Genomic DNA, 21,024 nt, shown 5'->3' with positions numbered 1-21,024 from the left:
CCGCGCGCCGCACACCGTTCCTGGGCGTACGACGTCCCTAGGCCGGGCCGCACGCCGTTCCTAGGCCGTACGGCCGCCCTCCCCGAACGCGTCCAGGATCCGCTCCGCGGCGAGCGTCGCCGTCAGCTCGCCGTCCCTGACCCGCCGTTCCACCTCCGGCGCGAGCGCCCGGACCGCCGGGTCGGAGTGGAGCCGGCCGAGCAGCTCGTCCCGGACCATCGACCAGGCCCAGTCGACCTGCTGCTCCCGGCGCCGGGCCTGGAGACGGCCGGTCGCGTCGAGCAGCGCGCGGTGCTTCTCCAGCCGCGCCCACACCTCGTCGAGACCGGTCGACTCACGGGCGCTGCAACTCAGCACCGGCGGAGTCCAGAAGGCCTCCTGGCCGTGCATCAGGCGCAGTGCGCCCGCGAGTTCGCGCGCGGCGGCGCGCGCGTCGGTCGCGTGCGGACCGTCGGCCTTGTTGACCGCGACGACGTCCGCGAGCTCCAGAACACCCTTCTTGATGCCCTGGAGCTGGTCGCCCGTGCGGGCGAGGGTGAGCAGCAGGAACGAGTCGACCATGTTCGCCACGGTCGTCTCCGACTGGCCGACGCCGACCGTCTCGACGAGGACGACGTCGTATCCGGCGGCCTCCATCACCACCATCGACTCGCGGGTCGCCTTGGCGACACCGCCGAGCGTGCCCGCGCTCGGCGACGGCCGGACGAAGGCCGCCGGGTCGACCGCGAGCCGCTCCATGCGGGTCTTGTCGCCCAGGATCGAGCCGCCGGTGCGCGTCGAGGACGGGTCGACGGCGAGCACCGCCACCCGGTGCCCGAGCCCGGTCAGCATCGTGCCGAAGGCGTCGATGAAGGTGGACTTCCCCACCCCGGGCACGCCGCTGATCCCGATCCGCCGGGCCCGGCCGCTGTGCGGGAGCAGCCGGGTCAGCAGCTCCTGCGCGAGCACGCGGTGCGCGGGCCGGGTGGACTCCACCAGGGTGATCGCGCGCGCCACCAGCGCGCGCCTCCCGTCCCGCACACCCTTCTCGTACGTGTCGATGTCGATGGCCATCGGACTACTGGCCGTCCCCGTCCTCCGGGCCGGCCCCGTCGTGTCCCGGACCGGCCGTCCCGTGGCCCAGACCGGCGGCGAGCCGGCGCACCAGGTCCGCCGCCGCGTCCGGGATCACGGTGCCGGGCGGGAACACCGCCGCGGCGCCCATCTCCAGGAGCGTCGGCACGTCCTGGGGCGGGATGACCCCGCCGACCACGATCATGATGTCCTCGCGGCCCTCCGCGGCCAGCTCCTCCCGCAGCGCCGGGACGAGCGTGAGGTGACCGGCCGCCAGCGACGAGACGCCCACGATGTGCACGTCCGCCTCGACGGCCTGCCGGGCCACCTCGGCCGGGGTCTGGAACAGCGGGCCGACGTCGACGTCGAAGCCCAGGTCGGCGAACGCGGTCGCGATCACCTTCTGGCCGCGGTCGTGCCCGTCCTGGCCCATCTTGGCCACCAGGATGCGCGGGCGCCGGCCCTCGGCCTCCTCGAAGGAGTCGACCAGCGCGCGGGTGCCGTCCACGGACGGCGACTGTCCTGCCTCGTTGCGGTACACGCCGGAGATCGTACGGATCTGGCCCGCGTGCCGCCCGTACACCTTCTCCAGGGCGTCCGAGATCTCACCGACGGTGGCCTTCGCACGGGCCGCGCGCACGGCCAGTTCGAGGAGGTTGCCGTCGCCGCCCGCCGCCCGCGTGAGGTCGTCGAGCGCGTCCTGGCAGGCCCGCTCGTCGCGCTCGGCGCGCAGCCGGCGCAGCTTCTCGATCTGCTGGGCCCGCACGGACGAGTTGTCGACCTTGAGGACCTCGATCTGCTCGTCCCCGTCGACCCGGTACTTGTTGACGCCGATCACCGGCTGACGGCCCGAGTCGATCCGCGCCTGCGTACGGGCCGCGGCCTCCTCGACGCGCAGCTTCGGGATGCCCGCGTCGATGGCCTGCGCCATGCCGCCGGCCGCCTCGACCTCCTGGATGTGCTGCCAGGCCCGGCGCGCCAGGTCGTAGGTCAGCCGCTCCACGTACGCGCTGCCGCCCCACGGGTCGATGACCCGAGTCGTGCCCGACTCCTGCTGGATCATCAGCTGGGTGTTGCGGGCGATGCGGGCCGAGAAGTCGGTCGGCAGCGCCAGCGCCTCGTCGAGCGCGTTGGTGTGCAGCGACTGGGTGTGGCCCTGCGTCGCCGCCATCGCCTCGACACACGTCCGGGTGACGTTGTTGAACACGTCCTGCGCGGTCAGCGACCAGCCGGAGGTCTGCGAATGGGTGCGGAGCGACAGGGACTTGGGGTTCGTCGGGTCGAACTTGCTCACCAATTTCGCCCAAAGGAGGCGGGCCGCGCGGAGCTTGGCGATCTCCATGAAGAAGTTCATGCCGATCGCCCAGAAGAACGACAGGCGCGGCGCGAACGCGTCCACGTCCAGACCGGCCTCGCGCCCGGCCCGGATGTACTCGACACCGTCCGCCAGCGTGTACGCGAGCTCCAGGTCGGCCGTCGCACCGGCCTCCTGGATGTGGTAGCCGGAGATCGAGATCGAGTTGTAGCGCGGCATGTTCCGCGAGGTGAAGGCGAAGATGTCGGAGATGATCCGCATCGACGGCTTCGGCGGGTAGATGTAGGTGTTGCGGACCATGAACTCCTTGAGGATGTCGTTCTGGATGGTCCCCGCCAGCTTCTCGGCCGGCACACCCTGCTCCTCGGCCGCGACGATGTACAGCGCCAGCACGGGCAGCACCGCGCCGTTCATCGTCATCGACACCGACATCCTGTCGAGCGGAATCCCGTCGAACAGCGTCCGCATGTCGTAGATCGAGTCGATCGCCACGCCCGCCATGCCGACGTCGCCGGTGACGCGCGGGTGGTCACTGTCGTAACCGCGGTGCGTCGGCAGGTCGAAGGCCACCGACAGGCCCTTCTGGCCGGCCGCCAGGTTGCGCCGGTAGAAGGCGTTCGACTCCTCGGCGGTCGAGAAGCCCGCGTACTGGCGGATGGTCCACGGCTGGTTGACGTACATCGTCGGGTACGGGCCGCGCAGGTACGGCGTCACACCCGGGTACGTGCCCAGGAAGTCGACGTCCTCCAGGTCACGGCCGGTGTACAGCGGCTTGACCGCGATGCCCTCCGGCGTCTCCCACAGCAGGTCGTCCCCGCCGGAGGCGCGCTTGACGGCCGCGCGCCACTCGTCGGCGCTGCCGGCCGGTGCGGGGGATCCGAGGTCGATCCCGGTGAAGTCGGGGATTCCCATCAGGACACTCCCATGCGGTCGAGGGTGGCGGAGAGCACGGCGACCGCGTCGCACCCCGCGAAGACGTACGAGTCGGCGTCCGGGTACGCCGCGGGGCGCCCGGCCAGCGCGACGTGCGTGGCCCCGGCGGCACGGAACTCCGCCGCCTCGGCGGCGGCCCGCTCCTCGTACAGCGCGTCGCTGGAGCAGAGGCAGACCTCGGTGGCGCCGCTGTCCGCGAAGGAGCCGTCGGTGACCGGCTCGATGCCGCCGGCCTGGAAGAGGTTGGCCGCGAAGGTGAGGCGTGCCGTGTGCGCGGCGGCCGGGCCGAGAGCGGCCAGGTAGACGCGCGGCCGGGCCCCGGTCGCCGCGAGATGGGCGTCCGAGCGGGCACGCAGCGCCTCGAACGCCTCGTCGCGGCGGACCCGCGGCAGACCGCCGCCGGGACCGGCGGGCGCGGGCTCGCGCTCCACCGGCTTCTCCGCGAGGAACGGGAACTCGCTGACACCGGTGATCGGTTCGCGCCGCTTGGCCAGCGCCTTCGAACGCTCCGCCCACGTCGCCGCGAGCCGGTCCCCGACCAGACCCGAGCGCAACGCGGCCGCCTGACCGCCGGACCGCTCGATCTCCTGGAAGAACTCCCATGCCGCCCGAGCGAGTTCGTCGGTGAGCGACTCCACGTACCAGGATCCGCCCGCCGGGTCGATGACCCGCGCGAGGTGCGACTCCTCCACGAGGATCGTGGAGGTGTTCCGGGCGATCCGGCGCGAGAACGCGTCCGGCAGGCCGAGCGCGTGGTCGAACGGCTGCACCGTCACCGACTCGGCGCCGCCCACGCCGGCCGCGAGGGTCGCGACCGTCGTCCGCAGCATGTTCACCCACGGGTCACGGGCCGTCATCATCACCGACGAGGTCACCGCGTGCTGGAGCTGCGCCCCGGCCGCGGGCGCGCCGCAGGCCTCCGCGACCCGCGCCCACAGGCGCCGCGCGGCCCGCAGCTTGGCGATGGTCAGGAACTGGTCGGCGGTGGCCGCGTAGCGGAACTCCAGCTGGCCCAGCGCCTGTTCGACGCTCAGACCGCCTCCGGTGAGCGCCCGCAGATAAGCCACACCGGTGGCGAGCGAGCAGCCGAGCTCCTGCGCGGCCGAACCTCCGGCCTCGTGGTACGGCAGGGCGTCCACCGTCAGCGCCCGCACACCCGGGTACGACTCCGCGCACAGCCGCGCCAGCGCCACCGTCGCGGCGAAGCCGTCGCCGTCGTAGGCCGCGCCCGTACGCGCCTCCGTGCCGAGCGGATCGGCGCCGAGGTTGCCGCGGGCCGCCTCGGGGGCGACACCGCGACGCTCGTACAGCGAGAGCAGCTCATCGGCCGCGGCGGCGGTCTCCGCCCCGGCCTCGAGGACGATCGGGGCCAGGTCCAGGTACACGTCGCGCAGGACCCGGTCGAGCTCCTCCACCGGGACGCCGTCCGGCCCGACGGCCAGCCACAGCGACGTGACGCCGTTCTCCAGGTCCGTGAGGACCGCCTCGGGGTCGGCCGCGCGGTGGCGCTGGCGCACGTCCCAGCCGCCCGCGGTGTTGCCCTCGGCGCGGCCGGCGCGCACGAACGGGGCGAAACCGGGCAGGCCGGCGTCCGGGGCGCCGTCGGCGGCCGTGTACAGCGGCCGGGCCCGCAGGCCGTCCTCCAGCACGGTGGAGAGCGCGTCCTCGGCCTCGGTCTCGGGAACGTCCTTGCCCGACCTGCTCAGTACGCCCGCCACGAGGCGCTGCCACTGCGCATGGGTCGCTGCGGGGAACTCGGCGGCCAGGGAGAGGCCGTCGTCAGGCAGCACAGTCATGCCCGGATGCTAGGCCAGCGTCCTAAAGTCACAGCAGTGTGATCAGCTGTGACCTTGACCTCTTCGGGATGGCCTTGATCCCGGGTGCCGTCCGTGCTCGGGGCCGGTACGGGCTGCGGACGGGGCCAGGACAGGGCCGGGGGCAGGGCCGGGGAAGTGCGCCGCGTGCCGCGCCGGGCGCGCCCTACTCGTGGGCGCCGGTCGTGGGCAGGGGCCGCTGGTTCCAGCCGGCGACGACAGGCAGTCCGTGCTCCTTCGACAGCCGTCCGAGCCGGGCCGTGGTCAGCAGGAACAGCCGTCCGTCCGACGCCGGCAGACCGAGGTAGCGGGCGGTCAGCACGCGCAGCAGGTGCGCGTGCGCGACCACGACGCCGTCCTCGCCGGACGCGGACAACGAAGGCGCGAGGCGCGCGAGCACCCGGTCGGCCCGGCGCCCCACGTCCTCGGCCGACTCGCCCGGACGCCCGTCCGGATGGGGCGGCACCCCGTCGCGCCACAGCGACCAGTCCGGCCGGTCCTCATGGATCCGGGCCGTGGTCAGCCCTTCGTAGCCGCCGTAGTCCCACTCGTACAGGTCCGCGTCGGCCACCGCACCGCGCAGCCCGGCCAGCTCCGCCGTCCGCCGGGCCCGGCGGAGCGGGCTGGTCAGGACGAACGCGAAGGAGCGCCCGGCGAAGTACGGCGCGAGCGTACGGGCCTCGGCCTCGCCCGCCGCGGTGAGCGGCAGATCGGTACGGCCGGTGTGCCGCCCGTCGGCGCTCCACTCCGTCGCACCGTGACGCACCAGCAGGAGGTCACCCATGGACGGCCCGCCTCGTGCGGCGGGAGGAGAGGAGAAGGGACACGACTAGCTCCGATCCGGGGCTGGCGAGACTATCCCCCCAGGGCGGCCGGACGCGCGGTGACGCGCAGGGCCGCCCCGCGACCGGTGACCGGCGCCGCCCGGTCACGGGTGGGTGCCGTGGTGCGGGGCGCCGGGGTCGTCCGCGGGCGCGGGCGCGGGCGTGGGTGCGGGTGTGGACGTGGGCGCGGGTGTGGAGCGGGAGCCCGCCGGGGCGCCGACGGGCCCCACGGCCGCACCCAGCGCGTACGACCCGAAGAAGACCACGGCGAGCAGCAGGAGGAACCCTCCGACGGCGACGGGCGGAGGGACCGGGGCCCGCCGGGTACGGACACGGGCAAGGGCCCGGCCCACGGCACCCGCGCCACGGGGCGAGGACGCTCGGGGACTCTCCATCGGCCGCGCCTTTCCGGTCGCCGAAAACATGCCGGAACATGTCGGAAGATGCATGGAACATGCCGAGCACGCCGAACATGCCGAACATGACCGTGTCACCCGAGGAGTCGGACGGCCGGGCCCTCCGGTTCCCGGAGGGTTCCGTGCGGATTCGCGGGCGCCTCTGGCCATGACCCCGGACCCGGACCCGGAGCCAGGGCCAGGGCAACGGCCAAGGCCAGAGGCCCGCGTCAGGCGAGGGCCGGCGCCCGGGTGAAGCGTCTGCGGGCCGGCGGGCGGTCGGTCGAGGTCGGCCTTGAATCCGCCCCTGTCTCCGCCCCTGCCCCCGCTCCCGACGTCGATTCCGGCGAGTCCTCGTCTCCCCGCACCAGGGCGACCAGGGTGGCGCGGGCCCGCGCCACGCGCGAGCGGACCGTGCCCACCGGGCAGCCCATGGCCTCGGCGGCCTCCGCGTACGGCAGACCCAGGAGCTGGGTGAGGACGAAGGCGTCCTTCCGCTCGGCCGGGATCGCGGCCAGGAGTTCGGCGAGCGCGACGCCGTCCTCGAAGCCGGGCAGCCCCCGCGGCTGGGTGTGTTCGGCCTCCGCCTGCCAGTCGTCGCGATCGGACAGCCGGGGCCGTGCGGCCGCGTGCCGCAGGCTGTCGACGACCGTACGGCGGGCTATCGACAGCAGCCAGGTGCGCGCCGAGGAACGCCCCTGGAAGCGCGGCAGCGCGGCCAGCGCACGGAGGAACACCTCCTGTGTTAGGTCGTCCGCCGCCTGGCGGTCGGCGCTGAGGTAGGCCACGTACCGCCATACGTCGCGGTGCAGAGCGCGGACGAAGAGGTCGGCCTTCCCCGGGTCGCCGTCCCGCGCCGCGAGCGCGAGCAGCGTCGTCGCCGCGTCGGCGGCGGCGTCCGGCGCGTGTGCGGACCGGGACCGCCGAGGCGGCCCCTGGCGCCGGATGAGGGTGTCGTGGGCAGCAGTCATCACCACAAGTCCTTACGAGGCAAAGGGAATCCGGCGGCGCGCGGAAGGCGGCGCCGGTGATGAGGAGCCGGCTGTCAAAGGACAGCGAGTGCCTCTGGAGGACCCCGGGTGATGAGGGAATGGGCGAGGTGGAGCCGCTGCGGGGCGCGCTCGTCGGCGGCGCGGACGGGGCGCGGACGTGGGCAGGTCGCCGTCACGGGTACGAACGCGGCGAGGAGGAGGCGCAGGGGCCGGAAGAGCCCCAGGGGCAGGGCCCGCGCCAGGCGGAAGATGGCGCGCTCGCCGTACGCCAGCCACAGGCCGCTCAGGAGCGCGGCCAGAAGATGCGCCGACAGCATGCCGGAAGTCGAGGACATGTCTGTCATGTCGGAGGGCGTGTGCGCCGTCGCGGCCCATGCGTCATGGGACAGGTTGGGCATGGGCATGGGCATGCCGGGTATGGGCATGCCGGGTTGACCGCTCATCAGGTGGTGGGCGTGGGCGGAGTGGTCCAGGGGCGAGGGGTCCGGCAGGGGGACGGAGGCCGGCCCGGACCGGGAGAACAACGCGTGCAGCGCGCTCTGCACCGTCACCGTGGCGGCCGTGACCGCGAACAGACCGCGCTCGCGCTCCGCCAGGACCCACGCGACCGCCACGGTTCCGGCCAGCGCGAGCGACAGCGTCCCGACCGGCACGGGCCTGCCGGACATCAGGATGTGGCCGGTGGCCGCGAGCAGCACGCACACGGCCGCGAACGTCGCGGCCCGCACCCCTCGCGAACATCGGCCTGCTGTCATGGCGCGCCCATCCTTGCACCCCTCCTCGGAGGCATGAGGGCGGGAACGGCCGCCTGGAGGCCGCCCCCTCGACCTGTCGGCCCATGAGTACGCCACTGTGGCCCGCCCCACAAGAGCGCCTCGGGAACTCGCGGCACGTCCGGGACGACTTCTCGACGTCGACGGCGCGCGGCCGGGGCCGGGCGGCCGGGGCCGTCGTAGGGAAGGAGGAGCCACACGTGACGAGCGCAGACACCAAGGAGCCGGCCGGCACGCCGAAGGCGCGCGGGCTGACCGCGCTGCTGACGACCGCGATGGCGTTCTCGATGATGCAGCTCTTCCTGATCGGCGCCCTCGGTCCCCGTCTCGTCGAACGGCTCGGCGTCTCGGAAACCCTGTTGGGACTGACCACGACCGTCGGCTTCGGCACGGCCGCCGTGCTCTCGCCCGCCGGTGGCCGGATCGTCGACCGGACCGGCCCTCGCCGCGCGCTCGTTGCACTGCTCGCCGTCTCGGCCGTGGCACTCGGCCTGATCGGCGCGGCGCCGGGTCCCGGCCTGCTCCTGGCGGCGGTCGCGCTCGGCGGCCTTCCCCAGGCGCTCGCCAACCCGGCCACGAACAAGGCGATCCTGGCCGCCGTCCCGGCACCGAGGCGGGGCGCCGTGACCGGCGCCAAGCAGTCCGGGGTCCAACTGGGCGCCTTCGCCGCCGGCCTGCCGCTCGCGGCGGCCGCCGGTCTCATCGGCTGGCGCGGCGCGGTCTGGCTGGCCGCCGCCGCGGCCCTGCTCGCGGCCGTGTGGGCGTGGCGCGCGCTGCCGCCCGACGCCACACGACCGACGACGGCGAGCCCTGCCATGCGGGCAGGCTCGGCACATGAACCGGCGCCGCCACCGCCACGGACACAGGCGTCGGCACCGACAGCGCCGTCGGCACCGGCACCGGCATCGATACCGGTGCCGGTATCGCCATCGGCACCGATACCGGCACCGGCACCGGTGGCGCCCTCGGCGTCCGAGGCCGGCCCGCCGCCGAAGGCGGGGCCGGACCCGCTCGCCGACCACCCTCGGCAGGCGCCCCCCGCCGCGCCCGCCGTCCCGTCTCCCGCCGCGCCCGCCGTCCCGTCTCCCGCCGCGCCCGCCGTCACGTCTCCCGCGGCGTCTCCCGCCGCGCCCCCCGTCACGTCTCCCGCCGTGCATCCCGCCGGGTCTCGACCCCCGTCATCTGCCGCCTCCGGCAGTCCCGTGCCCTGGCTCGCCGCCTTCTCGCTCTTCCTCGGTGCCGGGATCGCGTCCGTCAACACCTACCTCGCGCTGTTCGGCGCCCAACGCCTCGGCATGGGGCCCACGGTGGCCGGCGTCCTGGTCGCCGTCCTCGGCGTCGCCGGGATCGGCGGCCGCGTCGGCTGGGCCCGGGCCGCGACTCCCGGCCGCGCGCCCTGGCTGCCCGCCGGGCTCGCGGGCGGCGCGGTCCTCGCGGCGGTGCTCCTCGCCGCCGCCGTCCGCGTCGAACCGCTGGTGTGGCCCGCCGCCGTGGCGGTCGGCGTGTTCGCCGTGTCGGGCAACGCGGTCTCGATGGTGCTGGTGATGCAGCGTTCCGCGCCCGGCCGGGCCGGGCAGGACTCGGCGCTCGTCGCCGCCGGGTTCTTCGCCGGGTTCGCCGTCGGTCCACCGCTGTTCGGACTGCTCGCGGAGCGCGCACGGTACGGCCAGGGCTGGCTGCTGGTCGCGGTGGAGTTCGCGGTCGCGGGGGCCGTCGCGCTCGCCTGGGCGCTGCGGGACCGTCGTACGGGAAGGGGTGCGGCGGCATGACCGCCGGGGACCCCGGCGCCGGCTGGGCCGAGGAGGCCCTCGGGCTGCTGCTCGGGCGGGTCGGTGAGACCGCCGAGCAGGTGGGCGACCGCTTCCCTCTGTACGCGGACCCGGTGCACGGCCGGTGGACCACCACCGGCCGGGGCTCGTGGACCGGCGGCTTCTGGGCGGGACTCCTCCGGCTCCGGGCACGGCACACGGGCAGCCGCACCGACCACGCCCGCGCGATCGCGGCCACGGCCCGGCTCGCCTCCTGGATCGAGGCGGACACGGCCACGCGCGGGCTCATCCTCTGGTACGGCACCGCCCTCGCCGACGAAGCCGAGGGCGCGGGCGCCGCTATGGGGGCGACGCGCGAAAGGGCGGCGGTGGCCTTCGCCGAGGGCGACTGTGGCGGCGAGGAGACGGGCGGGGGCGGGCCCGAAGGCCGGGGCGCGACGTACGGACGAGTGACGGAGACCGCCGTCGCCGACGGCTGCGGCGGCAAGGGCGACGGTGCGGACGAACGCCGAAGGGGTAGCCACGACGAGGCCGCCGGCGCGGGCGGGACGGTGAGCCTCCGCCTGCTGCGTCAGCGGGCGGCGGATGCGGTCCTCGCCGGGTTCGATCCGGTGCTCGGGCTGGTTCCGTGGGGTTCCGCGCTCGGCGGCCCTCGGCTGCGGGCGCGTGCGGACGGTGTCCCCGGCCTCGTACCGCTCCTGGCGACCGCCGGCCCCGAAGGGCGGGCGGCGGCCGCGCATCTCCACCGCCATCTGGACCTGTGCCTGCCGCCCACGGCCGCCCGGCGACCCGTTCCGGCCTGGCACCTGGACGCGGCGGGCGGCTGGACGGCCGAGGCGGACCCGGCGCCGGGCTGGACCCGGGGCGAGGCGTGGCTCCTCCTCGCCGTGGCGGACGCGTTGACGTGCGCCGCCGCCGCCGACGACCCCGCCGTCTGGCGCGTCGGCCGGCTGACCGACGCCGCCGAACTCCTCCTCCACAGCTGCGCGTTCCTCACCGGACCGCTCGTCCCGCCCGCCGACGCCCGCCGCCCCGAGGGGCCGTACGACACCTCCGCCGCCGCCATCGCGGCGGTCGCCCTGCTCAAACTGGCGCAGGTTCCCGGTACCGCCGCCGCGTGGGCCTCGGCGTGCGCCGCCCGGGCGGCGGCCGTCCTGCACCGGCTCGCGTCGCCCGTCCACCTCACCCGGCCGGCCGGTTCCCTCCCGGCCGGGATGCTGCTCGACGGCTGCTACGACGCGCGCGGCGGTACGGCCGTCCGGCACGAACTGGTCTGGGGCGACTACTTCCTCGCCCTCGGCCTGGCCGCCCTCCTCGACCGGGTCGACCTCAGACGGGTGTGACCGGCGGGAGCGGGAGCGGAGGCGAGGGCGTGGCCGCGTCCGGGGCGTGGCCGCGCAGGACGCGCCGGGCGACGGAGGAGACGTGCTGCTCGTCCGGACCGTCGAGGATCCGGGCGGTCCTCCCGGTCCGGAACAGGGCGGGAAGCGGAGTGTCCGGGCCGAGCCCGGCCGCGCCGAAGACCTGGACGGCACGGTCCGCGACGTCCTGCAGCGTGCGCGCCGCCGCCGTCTTCGCCAGGCCCACCTCCACATGGGCGTCGCGGCCCTCCGCGACCAGGGCCATCGCCTCGTACACGAGCGGTCGAGCCGTCCGCAGCGCCAGCAGCGCCTCGAACACGTGCTGTCGGACCAGCTGCCGGTCGGCCAGCGGGCCCCCGACGCCCCGGCGTGCGACGGCGCGTCCGCACATGAGGTCGAACGCCCGCTGGGCCTGGCCGATCCACCGCAGCGCCCGCAGCGTACGGCCGAGTTGCAGGCGCTCGCCGGCGACGGCGAGCGCGCGTCCCGGTTCGCCGACCAGCTGGTCCGCCGCGACCTCGACACCGTCGAACGCGATCTCGTACGGGCCGGTCGCGCCGAGCACGGGCAGTTCGCGGACGACGCGGAAGCCGGGGGAGGCGGTGGGCACGAGGAGGAGCGACAGGCCGTCGCGGTCCCCGGGCGACCCGCTCGTGCGGGCGAGCACGGTCACCAGATCCGCGTCCCCGGCGTGCGACACGAACCACTTGCGCCCGGTGACGCTCCAGCCGCCACCCGTGCGCGGCTCCGCCCGGGTGGCGGTGAGCGCCGGCTCGGTGCCGGGCACGTCCGGCTCCGTCATCGCGTAACACGCCCGCAGTTCACCGGAGACCAGGCGCGTGAGGTACTCCGCCCGCACCCGGGGCGAGCCGTGCCGGGACAGCATGGTCACGTCGAGCAGCGACGCCGACCCGAGCGCGGCCGGGCCGTGGTCGCTGGCGCCCTCCGCCTCCGCGAGCGCCGCATACGCACCCAACGGCAGTCCACCGCCGCCGAGTTCGGCCGGCAACGGCAGCGCCCACAACCCCGCCTCACGGGCCTCGGCGCGCAGCCGGGCCCTCAGCTCCGCGGCGACGGGACCGCCGGCGTCCAGCCGGGACTCGCAAGGGAACACCCGGTCACGGACGAACGCCTCCACCCGCTTCCGCAGGAGGCCGGCATCCCTGTCGCCACCGGCATCCGGTACGTCATGATCCGTCACCGTTTACCTCCATCTCGGGAACTCGACAGAACACGCGTCCGACTGCCTGTCCGGGGAAGTGGTCGGGCCCGTCCGCCCCTCGGTTCCCACGTAACGACACGCCCGCGCGCCGGCCCACGCCGCGCCAGGAGATGAGGAGAGGCATGGCGTCACCAGCGACCACGCACACCACCGCGGCCCGCCGCCCGTCCGGCCGCGCGCGCCCGTTGGACGGACTGGTCATCACCGTCGCCGGGCCCGCCGCCCTGACCGGTACCGCGGCCGACCACCTGCGCCGGCTCGGGGCGGTGGACCCGCGCCCGGCGTCGGAGAGGGAGGGGGAGAACCGGGCGGGGGCGGATCCGGCGTCGCGGGCGGCAGGCGCCGGGGAGATCGTGCTCGGCGGCGACGGCTTCGCGCCCGTCACCGCCGCCACCGCCTGGGGCGCGGCGGGCTCCGGCATCGAGGACGAGGCCACCGCGCAGGCCGCCACCGGCGTGATGGCGGTCCACGGCCGCCGCTACGGAGCCCCGCGCGGACTGGGCGTCGACTACCTGGCCACCGCGACCGGCGTCCTCGCCGCCCAGGGCCTGCTGGCCGCACTCGTCGGCCAGGCCCGAGGCGTGACCGTGACCGCCACCGCGCGGAGCGGCGGCCGGCCGCCCGGCACCGCGGTGTCCACGGGTGCCCAGGCGGCGCGGGTGACGGCCTCCGCCGACCGTGCCGGCCTGCTCGCCGTCTCCCAGTACCTCGCCGCCGCCTGCGCCGACGAACCCGAAGCCGTCGAATCCGAGGCCGGCGGACCCGCCCCCGGCGGACCCGTCTCCGACCGACCCGGCCCCGGCGATCCCCCCACCGGCGGACCGACCTCCCGAGACCTCGCCCCCGGCCGACCCGCCCCCGTCGAGCCGCCGTTCACCTCCGCCGACGGAGTCCTCTTCGAGCTGGAGACCCTCGACGCCGGGGCCTGGGCCGTGTTCTGGCGCGAGCTCCGGGCTCCCGCCGACGCGATACGGGCGGGCTGGCGGCCCTTCCAGTTCCGGTACGCCACCGCCTGCGCCCCCTTGCCCGACGCCCTCCACCAGGCGACCCGGCGCCACACCTGGCAGCGCGTCCGGCAGGCCGCCGCGGCCGTCGGGGCCACCGGGGCCACCGGGGCGTCCGCGGCCGCCGGGATCGAGGTGTGCCGCCTGCGTACGCTCGCCGAGCGCGCCCGCGAGGACGACGGCGCCGACCCGTGGCACCTGCGCTCCCTGGGGGCGGGCAGAACCGCCCTCGGCGTGCCGCCCGCGCCCGGTCTTCCCCTCGCCGGCGTGACCGTCCTGGAGGCCGGACGGCGCATCCAAGCACCCCTCGCGACCCACCTGTTGGGGCTGCTCGGCGCCCGGGTGATCCGGATCGAGCCGCCGGGCGGCGACCCGCTCAGGGGCATGCCGCCGACCTGCGCCGGCGTCTCCGCCCGCTGGCTCGCGCTCAACAGGGGCAAAGAGGCAGCCGAGTTCGACATCAAGTCGCCCGCCGACCGGCGGCGGCTGCGCGAACTCGCCGCCGAGGCAGACGTGTTCCTGCACAACTGGGCACCCGGAAAGGCCGCCGCGCTCGAACTCGACGCCGAGCACCTGACCGCCGTCAACCCGTCCCTCGTCTACGCCTACACGGGAGGCTGGGCCGGCCGGCTCGACGACGCACCCATGGGCACCGACTTCATGGTGCAGGCCCGCACCGCCGTCGGCGAGGCCGTCCACCCGGCCGGCGAACCGCCCGTACCGTCCCTCATGACGCTCCTCGACGTCCTGGGCGGACTCCACGGCGCCGAAGCCGTCCTCGCCGGCCTCCTCCTGCGCGAGCGCACCGGGCGCGGCGTACGCGTCGACTCCTCGCTGCTCGGCGCCGCCGACACCCTCCTCGCCCCGGCCCTGCGCCGGGCCGCCGCCGGAGCCGACCCCCGGCCGCCCGCCGGATTCCGGCACCCGCTCCGGACGTCCGACGGCTGGATCGCCCCGACCGACGCCTGCGCCCGCGCCGCCGCCGCGTACGACCTGCGCGGCATGTGCGCCGAGGACGCCCTCGACCAGCTGCGCGCCCACGGCCTGACGGCCACCGCCGTCACCACCGACCTCTCCGCCCTCCACCTCGACCCGCGCCTGTCCGGCCCGATCGGCCGGGACGCGCACGGCGCCCCCGCCGTTCCCGAACCCTGGAGCTTCGCGTGACCGTCGCCCTCAACGACCTGCTGCCCGCCGGACTCCGCCGCTCCTGGGCGGCCGACGGCACCTGTCCCGACCTCGACCTCTACAGCCTGTTCCGGGCCAGACAGATCGCCGACCCGCACCGGACCGCCGTCCTCGACGCCAAGGGCAAGCTCTGCTACACCGCACTCGACCGCAAGGTCCGCGCCCTCGCCGAGGGCCTGCGCGGGCTCGGCGTCGGGGCCGGAGACGTCGTCGCCGTACAGCTTCCGGACACGCGTGACGCCGTCGTCACCGACCTGGCCGTCGCCGCCCTGGGCGCCGTCGCCCTGCCCTTCCCGGTCGGGCGGGGTCCCGCGGAGGCCGAGTGCCTGCTGCGGCGGGCGGAGGCCGTGGCGGTCGTCGCCGCCACGGAACACCGCGGCAGGACGCCGGCCGCCGACCTCCACGCCCTCGCGCCCGCGCTGCCGGCCCTGCGCCACGTGATCGCCACGGCCCCGGGCCGCCACACCACGGCCCGTACGGGACCCGTGGGCACGCCCGCACCCGTGTCGACCCGCGTACCCGAAGGAACGATTCCCTTCCGCGAGCTGCTGCGCACCGACCCCGCCGGCTTCGTCCCGGCCCGCCCGGATCCCGACGGCGCGGCCCGCATCCTCGTGTCCTCCGGATCGGAGGCGGAGCCGAAGATGGTCGCGTACTCGCACAACGCCCTGGCCGGCGGGCGCGGGAACTTCCTCGGTTCCCTCATGCCCGACGGCACCGCGCCCCGCTGTCTCTTCCTCGTCCCGCTCGCCTCGGCCTTCGGCTCGAACGGCACGGCGGTGACCCTCGCCCGCCACGGCGGCACGCTCGTGCTCCTCGACCACTTCACGCCCGAGGCCGCGCTCGCCGCCGTACGGGAGCACCGTCCCACGCACGTCCTCGGCGTGCCCACGATGATCCGGATGATGCTGGAGGCCATGGAGGCCATGGAGGCCATGGAGGCATCCGAGGCATCAGGAGCGCCGGCGGACCCGCTGCCCGCCCCGACCGCGCTCGTCGTGGGGGGCGCGCCCCTCGACGAGACGACCGCGAAGGCGGCGGCCGAGGCCTTCGGCTGTCCCGTCGTCAACCTCTACGGCTCGGCCGACGGCGTCAACTGCCACACCGGGCTCGCCAACACGGTGCCGCCCACCGACCGCACCGGAGTCGTCGCGGGCCGCCCCGATCCCCGCGTCGCCGAGATCCGCATCGCCGACCCCGAGACGCACGAGCCGCTGCCCGAGGGGCGGATCGGCGAGATCGTGTCGCGCGGGCCGATGACCCCGCTCTGCTACGTGGCCTCCCCGGAGCTCGACGCCCGCTACCGCACGCCCGAGGGCTGGGTGCGGACCGGAGACCTCGGCTTCCTCGACGACGAGGGCGTGCTGCACGTCGTCGGGCGCCTCAAGGACGTCGTGATCCGCGGCGGCGCCAACATCAGCCCCGCCGAGGTCGAGCGGGAACTCGTCTCCCACCCGCTGGTGCGCGACGTCGTCTGCGTCGGCGTCCCGGACCCGCTGATGGGCGAGCGGCTCGCCGCCTGCCTGGTGCCCAGGGGCGACCGGGCCCCGGACCTCGCCGAGCTCGGCGCCCACCTCGCCGCGCGCGGCCTCGCCCGCCACAAGCACCCGGAACACCTGCTGGTGCTGCCCGAACTGCCCCTCACGGCCGCCGGCAAGCCCGACCGCGCGGCCCTGCGCTGCACCGTGCGGCCGTCGCTCGACCGACCAGGTCCGTCACTCGGTGTGCAAGGATGACGCCACCGTAGGTGTTGATCTTGGAAGGGGGCCTCGCACGCTTATGGCTCGTTGTTCCGCCCGCATACCGTGCCGCAGCTCGTCGAAGGCCGCGCACACCACCGTCGCCCGGACCGTCGGCCCCGCCGACGGCAACGAAGGGCGCCCGTCGTGCCGTTGACCCGCCGTACCGTCCTGACCGCGATGGTCGCGGCTCCGGTCCTCGCTCCCGCCGGAACCGCCGAGGCGGCCGCGCAGGCATCCGCCCAGGCAGCCGGCCATCAGGCTGTCCTCCCGGCAGCCCTCGCCTCCGAGAGCCTGCCGGGGCCCGTCTTCAACGCGCGCAACAGGTTCGACCTGCGTGCCCGGGCCGTCGACCTGTTCGGCAGGGAGATCCTGCTCAAGCAGGGCAGGGTGCACCAGCAGGTCGCCTTCGACCCGGTGACCGGCCTCGCGTACGTCACGCAGATCATCAGTGACGGTCGCCGGCTCGCCGACGAGACCGTGACCCTGCCCGAAGGCGAGCGCGCCCGCCGCGGCGACCTGTGCGTCAACGAGGTCGCTCCCGACGGCACCGTACGCGCCGTCATGTACCTGAGGGGCTTCGGCCACGGCGGCGGACTCGGCGTCGAACACGCCGACGGCCGCCCCTGGCTTTGGCTGGAGACCGACGCGGACCCTGTCACCGTGGGCAACGCCTACGGCAGGCACATCGGCCGCCTCGCGTTCACCCCCGACGCCGTCGTCGACGCGGGAAGCCCGCTGATCGAGGTCTTCGACCCGGTCCCGGGATCCGTCCGCGTCACCCCGTCCCTGGACGTCGCGCACGGCCGGATCGGGGTACGTCACGGGGCGTCCGGCGCCGAGGAGTACCGCGTCTACGACCTCGACGCCTTCAAGAGCCGGGCCTTCACCCCGCTGCACACCTTCCCGGCCCGCTACCGCACCCAGGCCTGGTGTCTCTACGGGGACCTCGTCCTCCAGAACGAGGGCAGCGCCTACAGCGACACCAACCCGCGGCCCGGGAACTCCTGGTGGAACGTCTACGACGTCACCACCGGCCAGATCATCGAGCGGAGCTTCAACACCACCGCTCTCGACCTGTCCCACCGCGAGACCGAAGCCATCACCGTCCGCCAGACGCCCGAGGGGCCGCAGCTCGTCTTCGGCTTCGCCACCCGAGAACCAGGACCGCGCCAGATGGCCCTCTACGGCATCACCAGCACCACCGACGGCACCGGCGACCACGTCCCGTGGACCGAACTGGACTACGACACCGCCGTCTACGCGCCCAACTCCGCCAACTACGTGCCCCAGTACCGGCAGGTCGGCAACCGCGTCGACCTCCACCTCCGCGTGTACCGAAAGGACGGTGCCGCCTGGGGCAACGGCGAGACGGTCCTCACGCTCCCGCCGCACATCCGGCCCATCCGGACGCAGGGCATGGTCGGCCAGACCACCGGCTCCGGGGTCACCGGCTCCTTCACCCTCCGGTGGGAGGTCCTCGCCGACGGGCAGCTGCGCATCTACGACCAGCGCGGCTTCAGCGGCTGGATCGGTCTCGACGACGGCTACTTCACCAGCTGAGCCGGCCGCGCCGCGGCAGCCGCGTTCACGGGCCGGCCGCGCCGCGGCAGCCGCGATCAGGGGGGAGGGCGGACCGCGTTCGCCTCGGCGACTGCGGCCCTCCCTTCCTCCTCCCGCGTCAGGCTCCGGACATGGCCTTCCTCAGCTCGGTCGCCGCTGCGCGGTACACCGCCAGCAGGTCCAGGTCCTCGCCCGGATAGTTCGCGATTTCGATCTGGCGCGCGCCGGCGTCGGGCAGCACCGTGCCCGTCGACATGTGCGCGTTGTCGAGGACGTACGCGGGCTTCTTCGCCGACAGGGAGGCGAGCTGGGACGGGGTGACCGGCTCCGGGCCGTACGTGCCCACGGTCGTGGCGCCCGCGAGGTCCGCCGCCCACGCGGTGAAGACCTGAGTGACGACGGCCGGGCTCCGGCCGCCGGGCCAGGCGGACCTCAGCTCTCCGTTCAGCCTGGCGACCTCGCCGTCGAGCCGGGTCTTCCACCGGCCGGCGGCGTCCTTCGTACCGAACAGGGCGCCCAGGCGGGCGACTTCGGCGCCGGCCCTGGCCGGGTCGTTGTCGAGGTTCACCTCGACCAGTCTCGCCTTCGAGCCGGCCGCCTCCTTGATCTTCCCGGCGTACGGCTCGAAGGGCGCGTACAGCACGAAGTCGGCCTCGGCGACCGCGGCGAGGTCCGAGGGCTTCGGGTCGTAGTCCGGCGCGTGGTGCACCGAGCGCGGCACGATCACCGTGACGTCCTCGGCCCCGGCGGCCTTGGCGAAGGCGCCCTCCCAGGTGGTGGTCGCGACCACCACCGGCCCCCGCCCGCCGGCCGCGGGCCTCCCCGGGTCCGGCGCGTCCTCGCTCCCGCACCCGGCGAGCAGCGGGACCGCGGCGCTCAGTGCGGCGAGGGCGACGAGGGAAACGAAACGGACGCGGGTGCGCGCCATGAGCGGTCTCTCCGTTCGGGGACGAGGTGCGCGGCGAGGACCACGGCCCCCGCCGTCAGGACGAGGACGGGCCCGGGAGGCCAGTCCAGCCACAGGGCCAGCAGGAAACCCGTCAGGTTGACGGCGACGCCGATGCCGACCGCCCACAGGGTGATCGACCGCAGCGACCGGCCGAGCCGGCGGGCGGCGAGGGCGGGCAGCAGGGTCAGGGCGTCGACCAGGAGCGCGCCGGTCAGCTTGATCGCCCCGGCCACGGCCACCGCCACCAGTACGAGGAGCGCGGCGGTCAGGAACCGGACCGGAACGCCCGAACACTGCGCCAGCTCACGGTCGTACAGCAGCAGAGCCACCTCGCGGCGCCGCCACCAGAACAGCGACGGCACGACGACGGCGAGGACGCCCAGGACCACGAGGTCCGCGGTGCCGACGGACAGGATGGAGCCCCACAGCAGAGCGAAGGCACCCGAGGCGTTGACGCCGGAGACGGCGAGGACGAGCAGCGCGGCGGCGACGGCCAGGCTCATCAGCAGACCCATCGCGCCGGACAGTCCGTCCGGCGTACGGGCCAGCGGCGCGACCGCGGCCCCCGACAGGGCGCAGGCCACCAGCGCGCACAGCATCGGGTCGAGCCCGGTCAGCAGGCCGACCGCGATGCCGAGCAGCGCCACGTGCATCATCGCGAACCGCACCGGCATGATGTCCAGGCCGACGATGACGACGCCGATCACCGGCAGCCCGACGGCCGCGAGGAGCAGGGCCGCGCCCGCCCGCCGGACGGGCACGAGCTGGAGCAGGGCGCCGAGATCGGCCGTGGCGAGTGTGTTCACCGCACCTCCCGCAGCCGGCCGGCGGCCATCTCCAGGACCCGGTCGCAGCGCGCGGCGAGCGCCCGGTCGTGGGTCACGACGACGAGCGTGACCGGCAGCGCGGTCAGCACGTCCGCCGCCTCCTCCTGGCCCTCGAAGTCGAGCGCGGCGGTCGGCTCGTCGGCGAGCAGCACCTGCGCGCCCGCCGCCACGCAGCCGATGGCCCGCGCCAGGTACATGCGCTGCAACTGCCCGCCGGACAAGGTGTCCACGGGTCTCGCCGTCAGCGCGCCGACCCCGAGCCGCTCGGCGGCCCCGGCCGCCTCCTCGCCGGCCCCGCTGCTGCCGAGGAGTTCGTCACCGCGCAGGGGGAAGCGGCCGGTGGCCGGCTTCTGCGGGATCCAGGCGCACGCCCGGCGCCGCCATGCCCACTCGGCGGCGGAGCGCGCCCCGCGCCCGCCGACCTCGATCGTGCCGCTCGTCCGTGCGTGCAGCCCGAGCACCGCGCGCAGCAGTGTCGTCTTCCCGGAACCGTTGGTCCCGGTCAGCGCGACCCGTTCACCGGCGGCGATCTCCAGGTCGACGCCGGTGACGGCCTCGTTGCGGCCGTGCCGGCAGGCGACTCCGCGCATCCGTATGTCCAGTCCGCCCATCCGCCGTCTCTGCCCTCGCCCCTCGCTCGCGTTGCCGTGCCGGGTCGCCGTACCGCGTTCGCCGTACCGCGTCCGCCCGCGCCGGCTCGTCGTACGGCTTTCGCCGTGCCGCGTTCGCCGGTGCCGGGCCGTCGTACGGCGTTCGCCGTGCCGATGCGGTGAGGGAGTCGGACGGAAGGCGGCCGGAGTTCCCGTGGCGCCGACGCGGATGCGTACGATGAGCAGCCGCCCCGGCGCGGCACGGGCGGAGACGGCACGGAGGACGACGGCGTGGTGGAGCGGAACGAGGGCGGGACAGGGCGGCCCGCACCGCGCAGGCGCGGGCAGGGCGAACTGGAGGCCCAGGTGCTCGCCATGCTGCGCAGCGCGCCCGGGCCCGTGCCCGTCGCCTGGGTGCAGGAGCGTCTCGCCGGCGACCTCGCCTACACCACCGTCATCACGATCCTCACCCGGCTGCACGGGAAGGGCGCCGTGGCCCGCGAGCGGGCCGGGCGGTCCTTCGTCTGGACCGCCGTCGCGGACGAGGCCGGGCTCGCGGCGCTGCGGATGCGCAAGGTCCTCGACGCCGAGGCCGACCGCGAGGCGGTCCTCGCGAGTTTCGTCACCGCGTTGTCGCCGAACGACGAGCGGCTGCTGCGTGAACTCCTCGGCGACACCTCGCAGGAGGCTCCGGGCGAGGCGGAAGACTGACC

Annotated in this window: 17 protein-coding genes; 6 read left to right on the top strand and 11 right to left on the bottom strand. The window is 75.2% G+C overall.

Features of this window, described 5'->3' with window-relative positions; genetic code table 11:
- Nucleotides 1-60: 60 nt before the first annotated feature.
- From meaB to ACFWJO_RS30485, 7 genes are all read right to left on the bottom strand, one after another.
- Nucleotides 61-1,053, bottom strand: coding sequence for a methylmalonyl Co-A mutase-associated GTPase MeaB (gene meaB / locus ACFWJO_RS30515; RefSeq protein ID WP_386870302.1), 993 nt, complete (start codon nucleotides 1,051-1,053; stop codon nucleotides 61-63).
- Nucleotides 1,054-1,057: 4 nt separating this feature from the next.
- A complete protein-coding gene (scpA, locus tag ACFWJO_RS30510; protein WP_386870300.1) occupies nucleotides 1,058-3,280 on the bottom strand; it encodes a methylmalonyl-CoA mutase in 2,223 nt (740 codons plus the stop codon).
- The gene (locus ACFWJO_RS30505; RefSeq protein ID WP_386870298.1) at nucleotides 3,280-5,097 is read right to left on the bottom strand and encodes a methylmalonyl-CoA mutase family protein; all 1,818 of its coding nucleotides are present in this window, start codon (nucleotides 5,095-5,097) and stop codon (nucleotides 3,280-3,282) included. The genes scpA and ACFWJO_RS30505 overlap by 1 nt, the downstream gene beginning before the upstream one ends.
- Before the next feature lie 184 nt (nucleotides 5,098-5,281).
- On the bottom strand, nucleotides 5,282-5,899 hold the full coding sequence (locus tag ACFWJO_RS30500; RefSeq protein WP_386870296.1) for a histidine phosphatase family protein: 618 nt from the start codon (nucleotides 5,897-5,899) through the stop codon (nucleotides 5,282-5,284).
- A 144-nt stretch (nucleotides 5,900-6,043) separates the two neighbouring features.
- Nucleotides 6,044-6,334: a hypothetical protein gene (locus tag ACFWJO_RS30495; RefSeq protein ID WP_386870294.1), complete on the bottom strand. Its 291-nt coding sequence runs from the start codon at nucleotides 6,332-6,334 to the stop codon at nucleotides 6,044-6,046.
- Nucleotides 6,335-6,564: 230 nt separating this feature from the next.
- Nucleotides 6,565-7,305 carry a sigma-70 family RNA polymerase sigma factor gene (locus ACFWJO_RS30490; protein ID WP_386870292.1) on the bottom strand — a complete coding sequence of 247 codons (741 nt, stop codon included), beginning with the start codon at nucleotides 7,303-7,305 and terminating at the stop codon, nucleotides 6,565-6,567.
- A gap of 74 nt (nucleotides 7,306-7,379) precedes the next feature.
- Entirely contained in the window at nucleotides 7,380-8,081 is a 702-nt protein-coding gene (locus ACFWJO_RS30485) for a hypothetical protein (protein ID WP_386870290.1), read from the bottom strand.
- Nucleotides 8,082-8,299: 218 nt separating this feature from the next.
- On the opposite strand from ACFWJO_RS30485, the gene ACFWJO_RS30480 reads away from it, so the two are divergent.
- Nucleotides 8,300-9,868: an MFS transporter gene (locus tag ACFWJO_RS30480; protein WP_386870288.1), complete on the top strand. Its 1,569-nt coding sequence runs from the start codon at nucleotides 8,300-8,302 to the stop codon at nucleotides 9,866-9,868.
- The gene (locus ACFWJO_RS30475; RefSeq protein ID WP_386870286.1) at nucleotides 9,865-11,211 is read left to right on the top strand and encodes a sugar ABC transporter permease; all 1,347 of its coding nucleotides are present in this window, start codon (nucleotides 9,865-9,867) and stop codon (nucleotides 11,209-11,211) included. Before ACFWJO_RS30480 ends, ACFWJO_RS30475 begins: the two co-directional genes overlap by 4 nt.
- Here ACFWJO_RS30475 and ACFWJO_RS30470 read toward each other — a convergent pair.
- On the bottom strand, nucleotides 11,198-12,430 hold the full coding sequence (locus tag ACFWJO_RS30470) for an acyl-CoA dehydrogenase family protein (protein WP_386870284.1): 1,233 nt from the start codon (nucleotides 12,428-12,430) through the stop codon (nucleotides 11,198-11,200). The genes ACFWJO_RS30475 and ACFWJO_RS30470 overlap by 14 nt on opposite strands.
- 143 nt (nucleotides 12,431-12,573) lie before the next feature.
- On the opposite strand from ACFWJO_RS30470, the gene ACFWJO_RS30465 reads away from it, so the two are divergent.
- The 3 genes from ACFWJO_RS30465 to ACFWJO_RS30455 all read left to right on the top strand — a co-directional run bounded on the left by ACFWJO_RS30465 (nucleotide 12,574) and on the right by ACFWJO_RS30455 (nucleotide 17,945).
- Nucleotides 12,574-14,622 (top strand): CoA transferase, encoded by a 2,049-nt coding sequence (locus ACFWJO_RS30465; protein ID WP_386870282.1) that lies wholly within the window; start codon nucleotides 12,574-12,576, stop codon nucleotides 14,620-14,622.
- Entirely contained in the window at nucleotides 14,619-16,379 is a 1,761-nt protein-coding gene (locus tag ACFWJO_RS30460; RefSeq protein WP_386870280.1) for a class I adenylate-forming enzyme family protein, read from the top strand. Before ACFWJO_RS30465 ends, ACFWJO_RS30460 begins: the two co-directional genes overlap by 4 nt.
- 150 nt (nucleotides 16,380-16,529) lie before the next feature.
- Nucleotides 16,530-17,945 carry a signaling protein gene (locus ACFWJO_RS30455; protein ID WP_386870278.1) on the top strand — a complete coding sequence of 472 codons (1,416 nt, stop codon included), beginning with the start codon at nucleotides 16,530-16,532 and terminating at the stop codon, nucleotides 17,943-17,945.
- A 118-nt stretch (nucleotides 17,946-18,063) separates the two neighbouring features.
- Here ACFWJO_RS30455 and ACFWJO_RS30450 read toward each other — a convergent pair whose 3' ends face one another.
- The 3 genes from ACFWJO_RS30450 to ACFWJO_RS30440 are packed head-to-tail and all read right to left on the bottom strand — an operon-like array spanning nucleotide 18,064 to nucleotide 20,332.
- Nucleotides 18,064-18,873 (bottom strand): metal ABC transporter solute-binding protein, Zn/Mn family, encoded by an 810-nt coding sequence (locus ACFWJO_RS30450; RefSeq protein ID WP_386870276.1) that lies wholly within the window; start codon nucleotides 18,871-18,873, stop codon nucleotides 18,064-18,066.
- The gene (locus ACFWJO_RS30445) at nucleotides 18,822-19,700 is read right to left on the bottom strand and encodes a metal ABC transporter permease (RefSeq protein WP_386870274.1); all 879 of its coding nucleotides are present in this window, start codon (nucleotides 19,698-19,700) and stop codon (nucleotides 18,822-18,824) included. Before ACFWJO_RS30445 ends, ACFWJO_RS30450 begins: the two co-directional genes overlap by 52 nt.
- The gene (locus ACFWJO_RS30440) at nucleotides 19,697-20,332 is read right to left on the bottom strand and encodes an ABC transporter ATP-binding protein (RefSeq protein WP_386870272.1); all 636 of its coding nucleotides are present in this window, start codon (nucleotides 20,330-20,332) and stop codon (nucleotides 19,697-19,699) included. The genes ACFWJO_RS30445 and ACFWJO_RS30440 overlap by 4 nt, the downstream gene beginning before the upstream one ends.
- Before the next feature lie 273 nt (nucleotides 20,333-20,605).
- Here ACFWJO_RS30440 and ACFWJO_RS30435 point away from each other — a divergent pair, with 273 nt between their 5' ends.
- Nucleotides 20,606-21,022: a BlaI/MecI/CopY family transcriptional regulator gene (locus ACFWJO_RS30435; RefSeq protein ID WP_386870328.1), complete on the top strand. Its 417-nt coding sequence runs from the start codon at nucleotides 20,606-20,608 to the stop codon at nucleotides 21,020-21,022.
- The last annotated feature ends 2 nt before the right edge of the window (nucleotides 21,023-21,024 follow it).

Origin of the sequence: Streptomyces sp. NPDC127092 (assembly GCF_042722475.1) — a bacterium.
In the GTDB taxonomy this organism is placed as follows: Bacteria; Actinomycetota; Actinomycetes; order Streptomycetales; family Streptomycetaceae; genus Streptomyces.
Note: the sequence above shows the minus strand (reverse complement) of the source record. Positions and strands in the feature narration are given on the sequence as shown.

Excerpts from the sequence above, each read along its gene's own strand:
- ACFWJO_RS30495 (WP_386870294.1), bottom strand. The coding sequence starts at position 6,334 with ATGGAGAGTCCCCGAGCGTCCTCGCCCCGTGGCGCGGGTGCCGTGGGC.
- ACFWJO_RS30475 (WP_386870286.1), top strand. The coding sequence starts at position 9,865 with ATGACCGCCGGGGACCCCGGCGCCGGCTGGGCCGAGGAGGCCCTCGGG.
- meaB (WP_386870302.1), bottom strand. The coding sequence starts at position 1,053 with ATGGCCATCGACATCGACACGTACGAGAAGGGTGTGCGGGACGGGAGG.
- ACFWJO_RS30490 (WP_386870292.1), bottom strand. The coding sequence starts at position 7,305 with ATGACTGCTGCCCACGACACCCTCATCCGGCGCCAGGGGCCGCCTCGG.
- scpA (WP_386870300.1), bottom strand. The coding sequence starts at position 3,280 with ATGGGAATCCCCGACTTCACCGGGATCGACCTCGGATCCCCCGCACCG.
- ACFWJO_RS30450 (WP_386870276.1), bottom strand. The coding sequence starts at position 18,873 with ATGGCGCGCACCCGCGTCCGTTTCGTTTCCCTCGTCGCCCTCGCCGCA.
- ACFWJO_RS30440 (WP_386870272.1), bottom strand. The coding sequence starts at position 20,332 with ATGGGCGGACTGGACATACGGATGCGCGGAGTCGCCTGCCGGCACGGC.
- ACFWJO_RS30500 (WP_386870296.1), bottom strand. The coding sequence starts at position 5,899 with ATGGGTGACCTCCTGCTGGTGCGTCACGGTGCGACGGAGTGGAGCGCC.
- ACFWJO_RS30485 (WP_386870290.1), bottom strand. The coding sequence starts at position 8,081 with ATGACAGCAGGCCGATGTTCGCGAGGGGTGCGGGCCGCGACGTTCGCG.
- ACFWJO_RS30505 (WP_386870298.1), bottom strand. The coding sequence starts at position 5,097 with ATGACTGTGCTGCCTGACGACGGCCTCTCCCTGGCCGCCGAGTTCCCC.
- ACFWJO_RS30465 (WP_386870282.1), top strand. The coding sequence starts at position 12,574 with ATGGCGTCACCAGCGACCACGCACACCACCGCGGCCCGCCGCCCGTCC.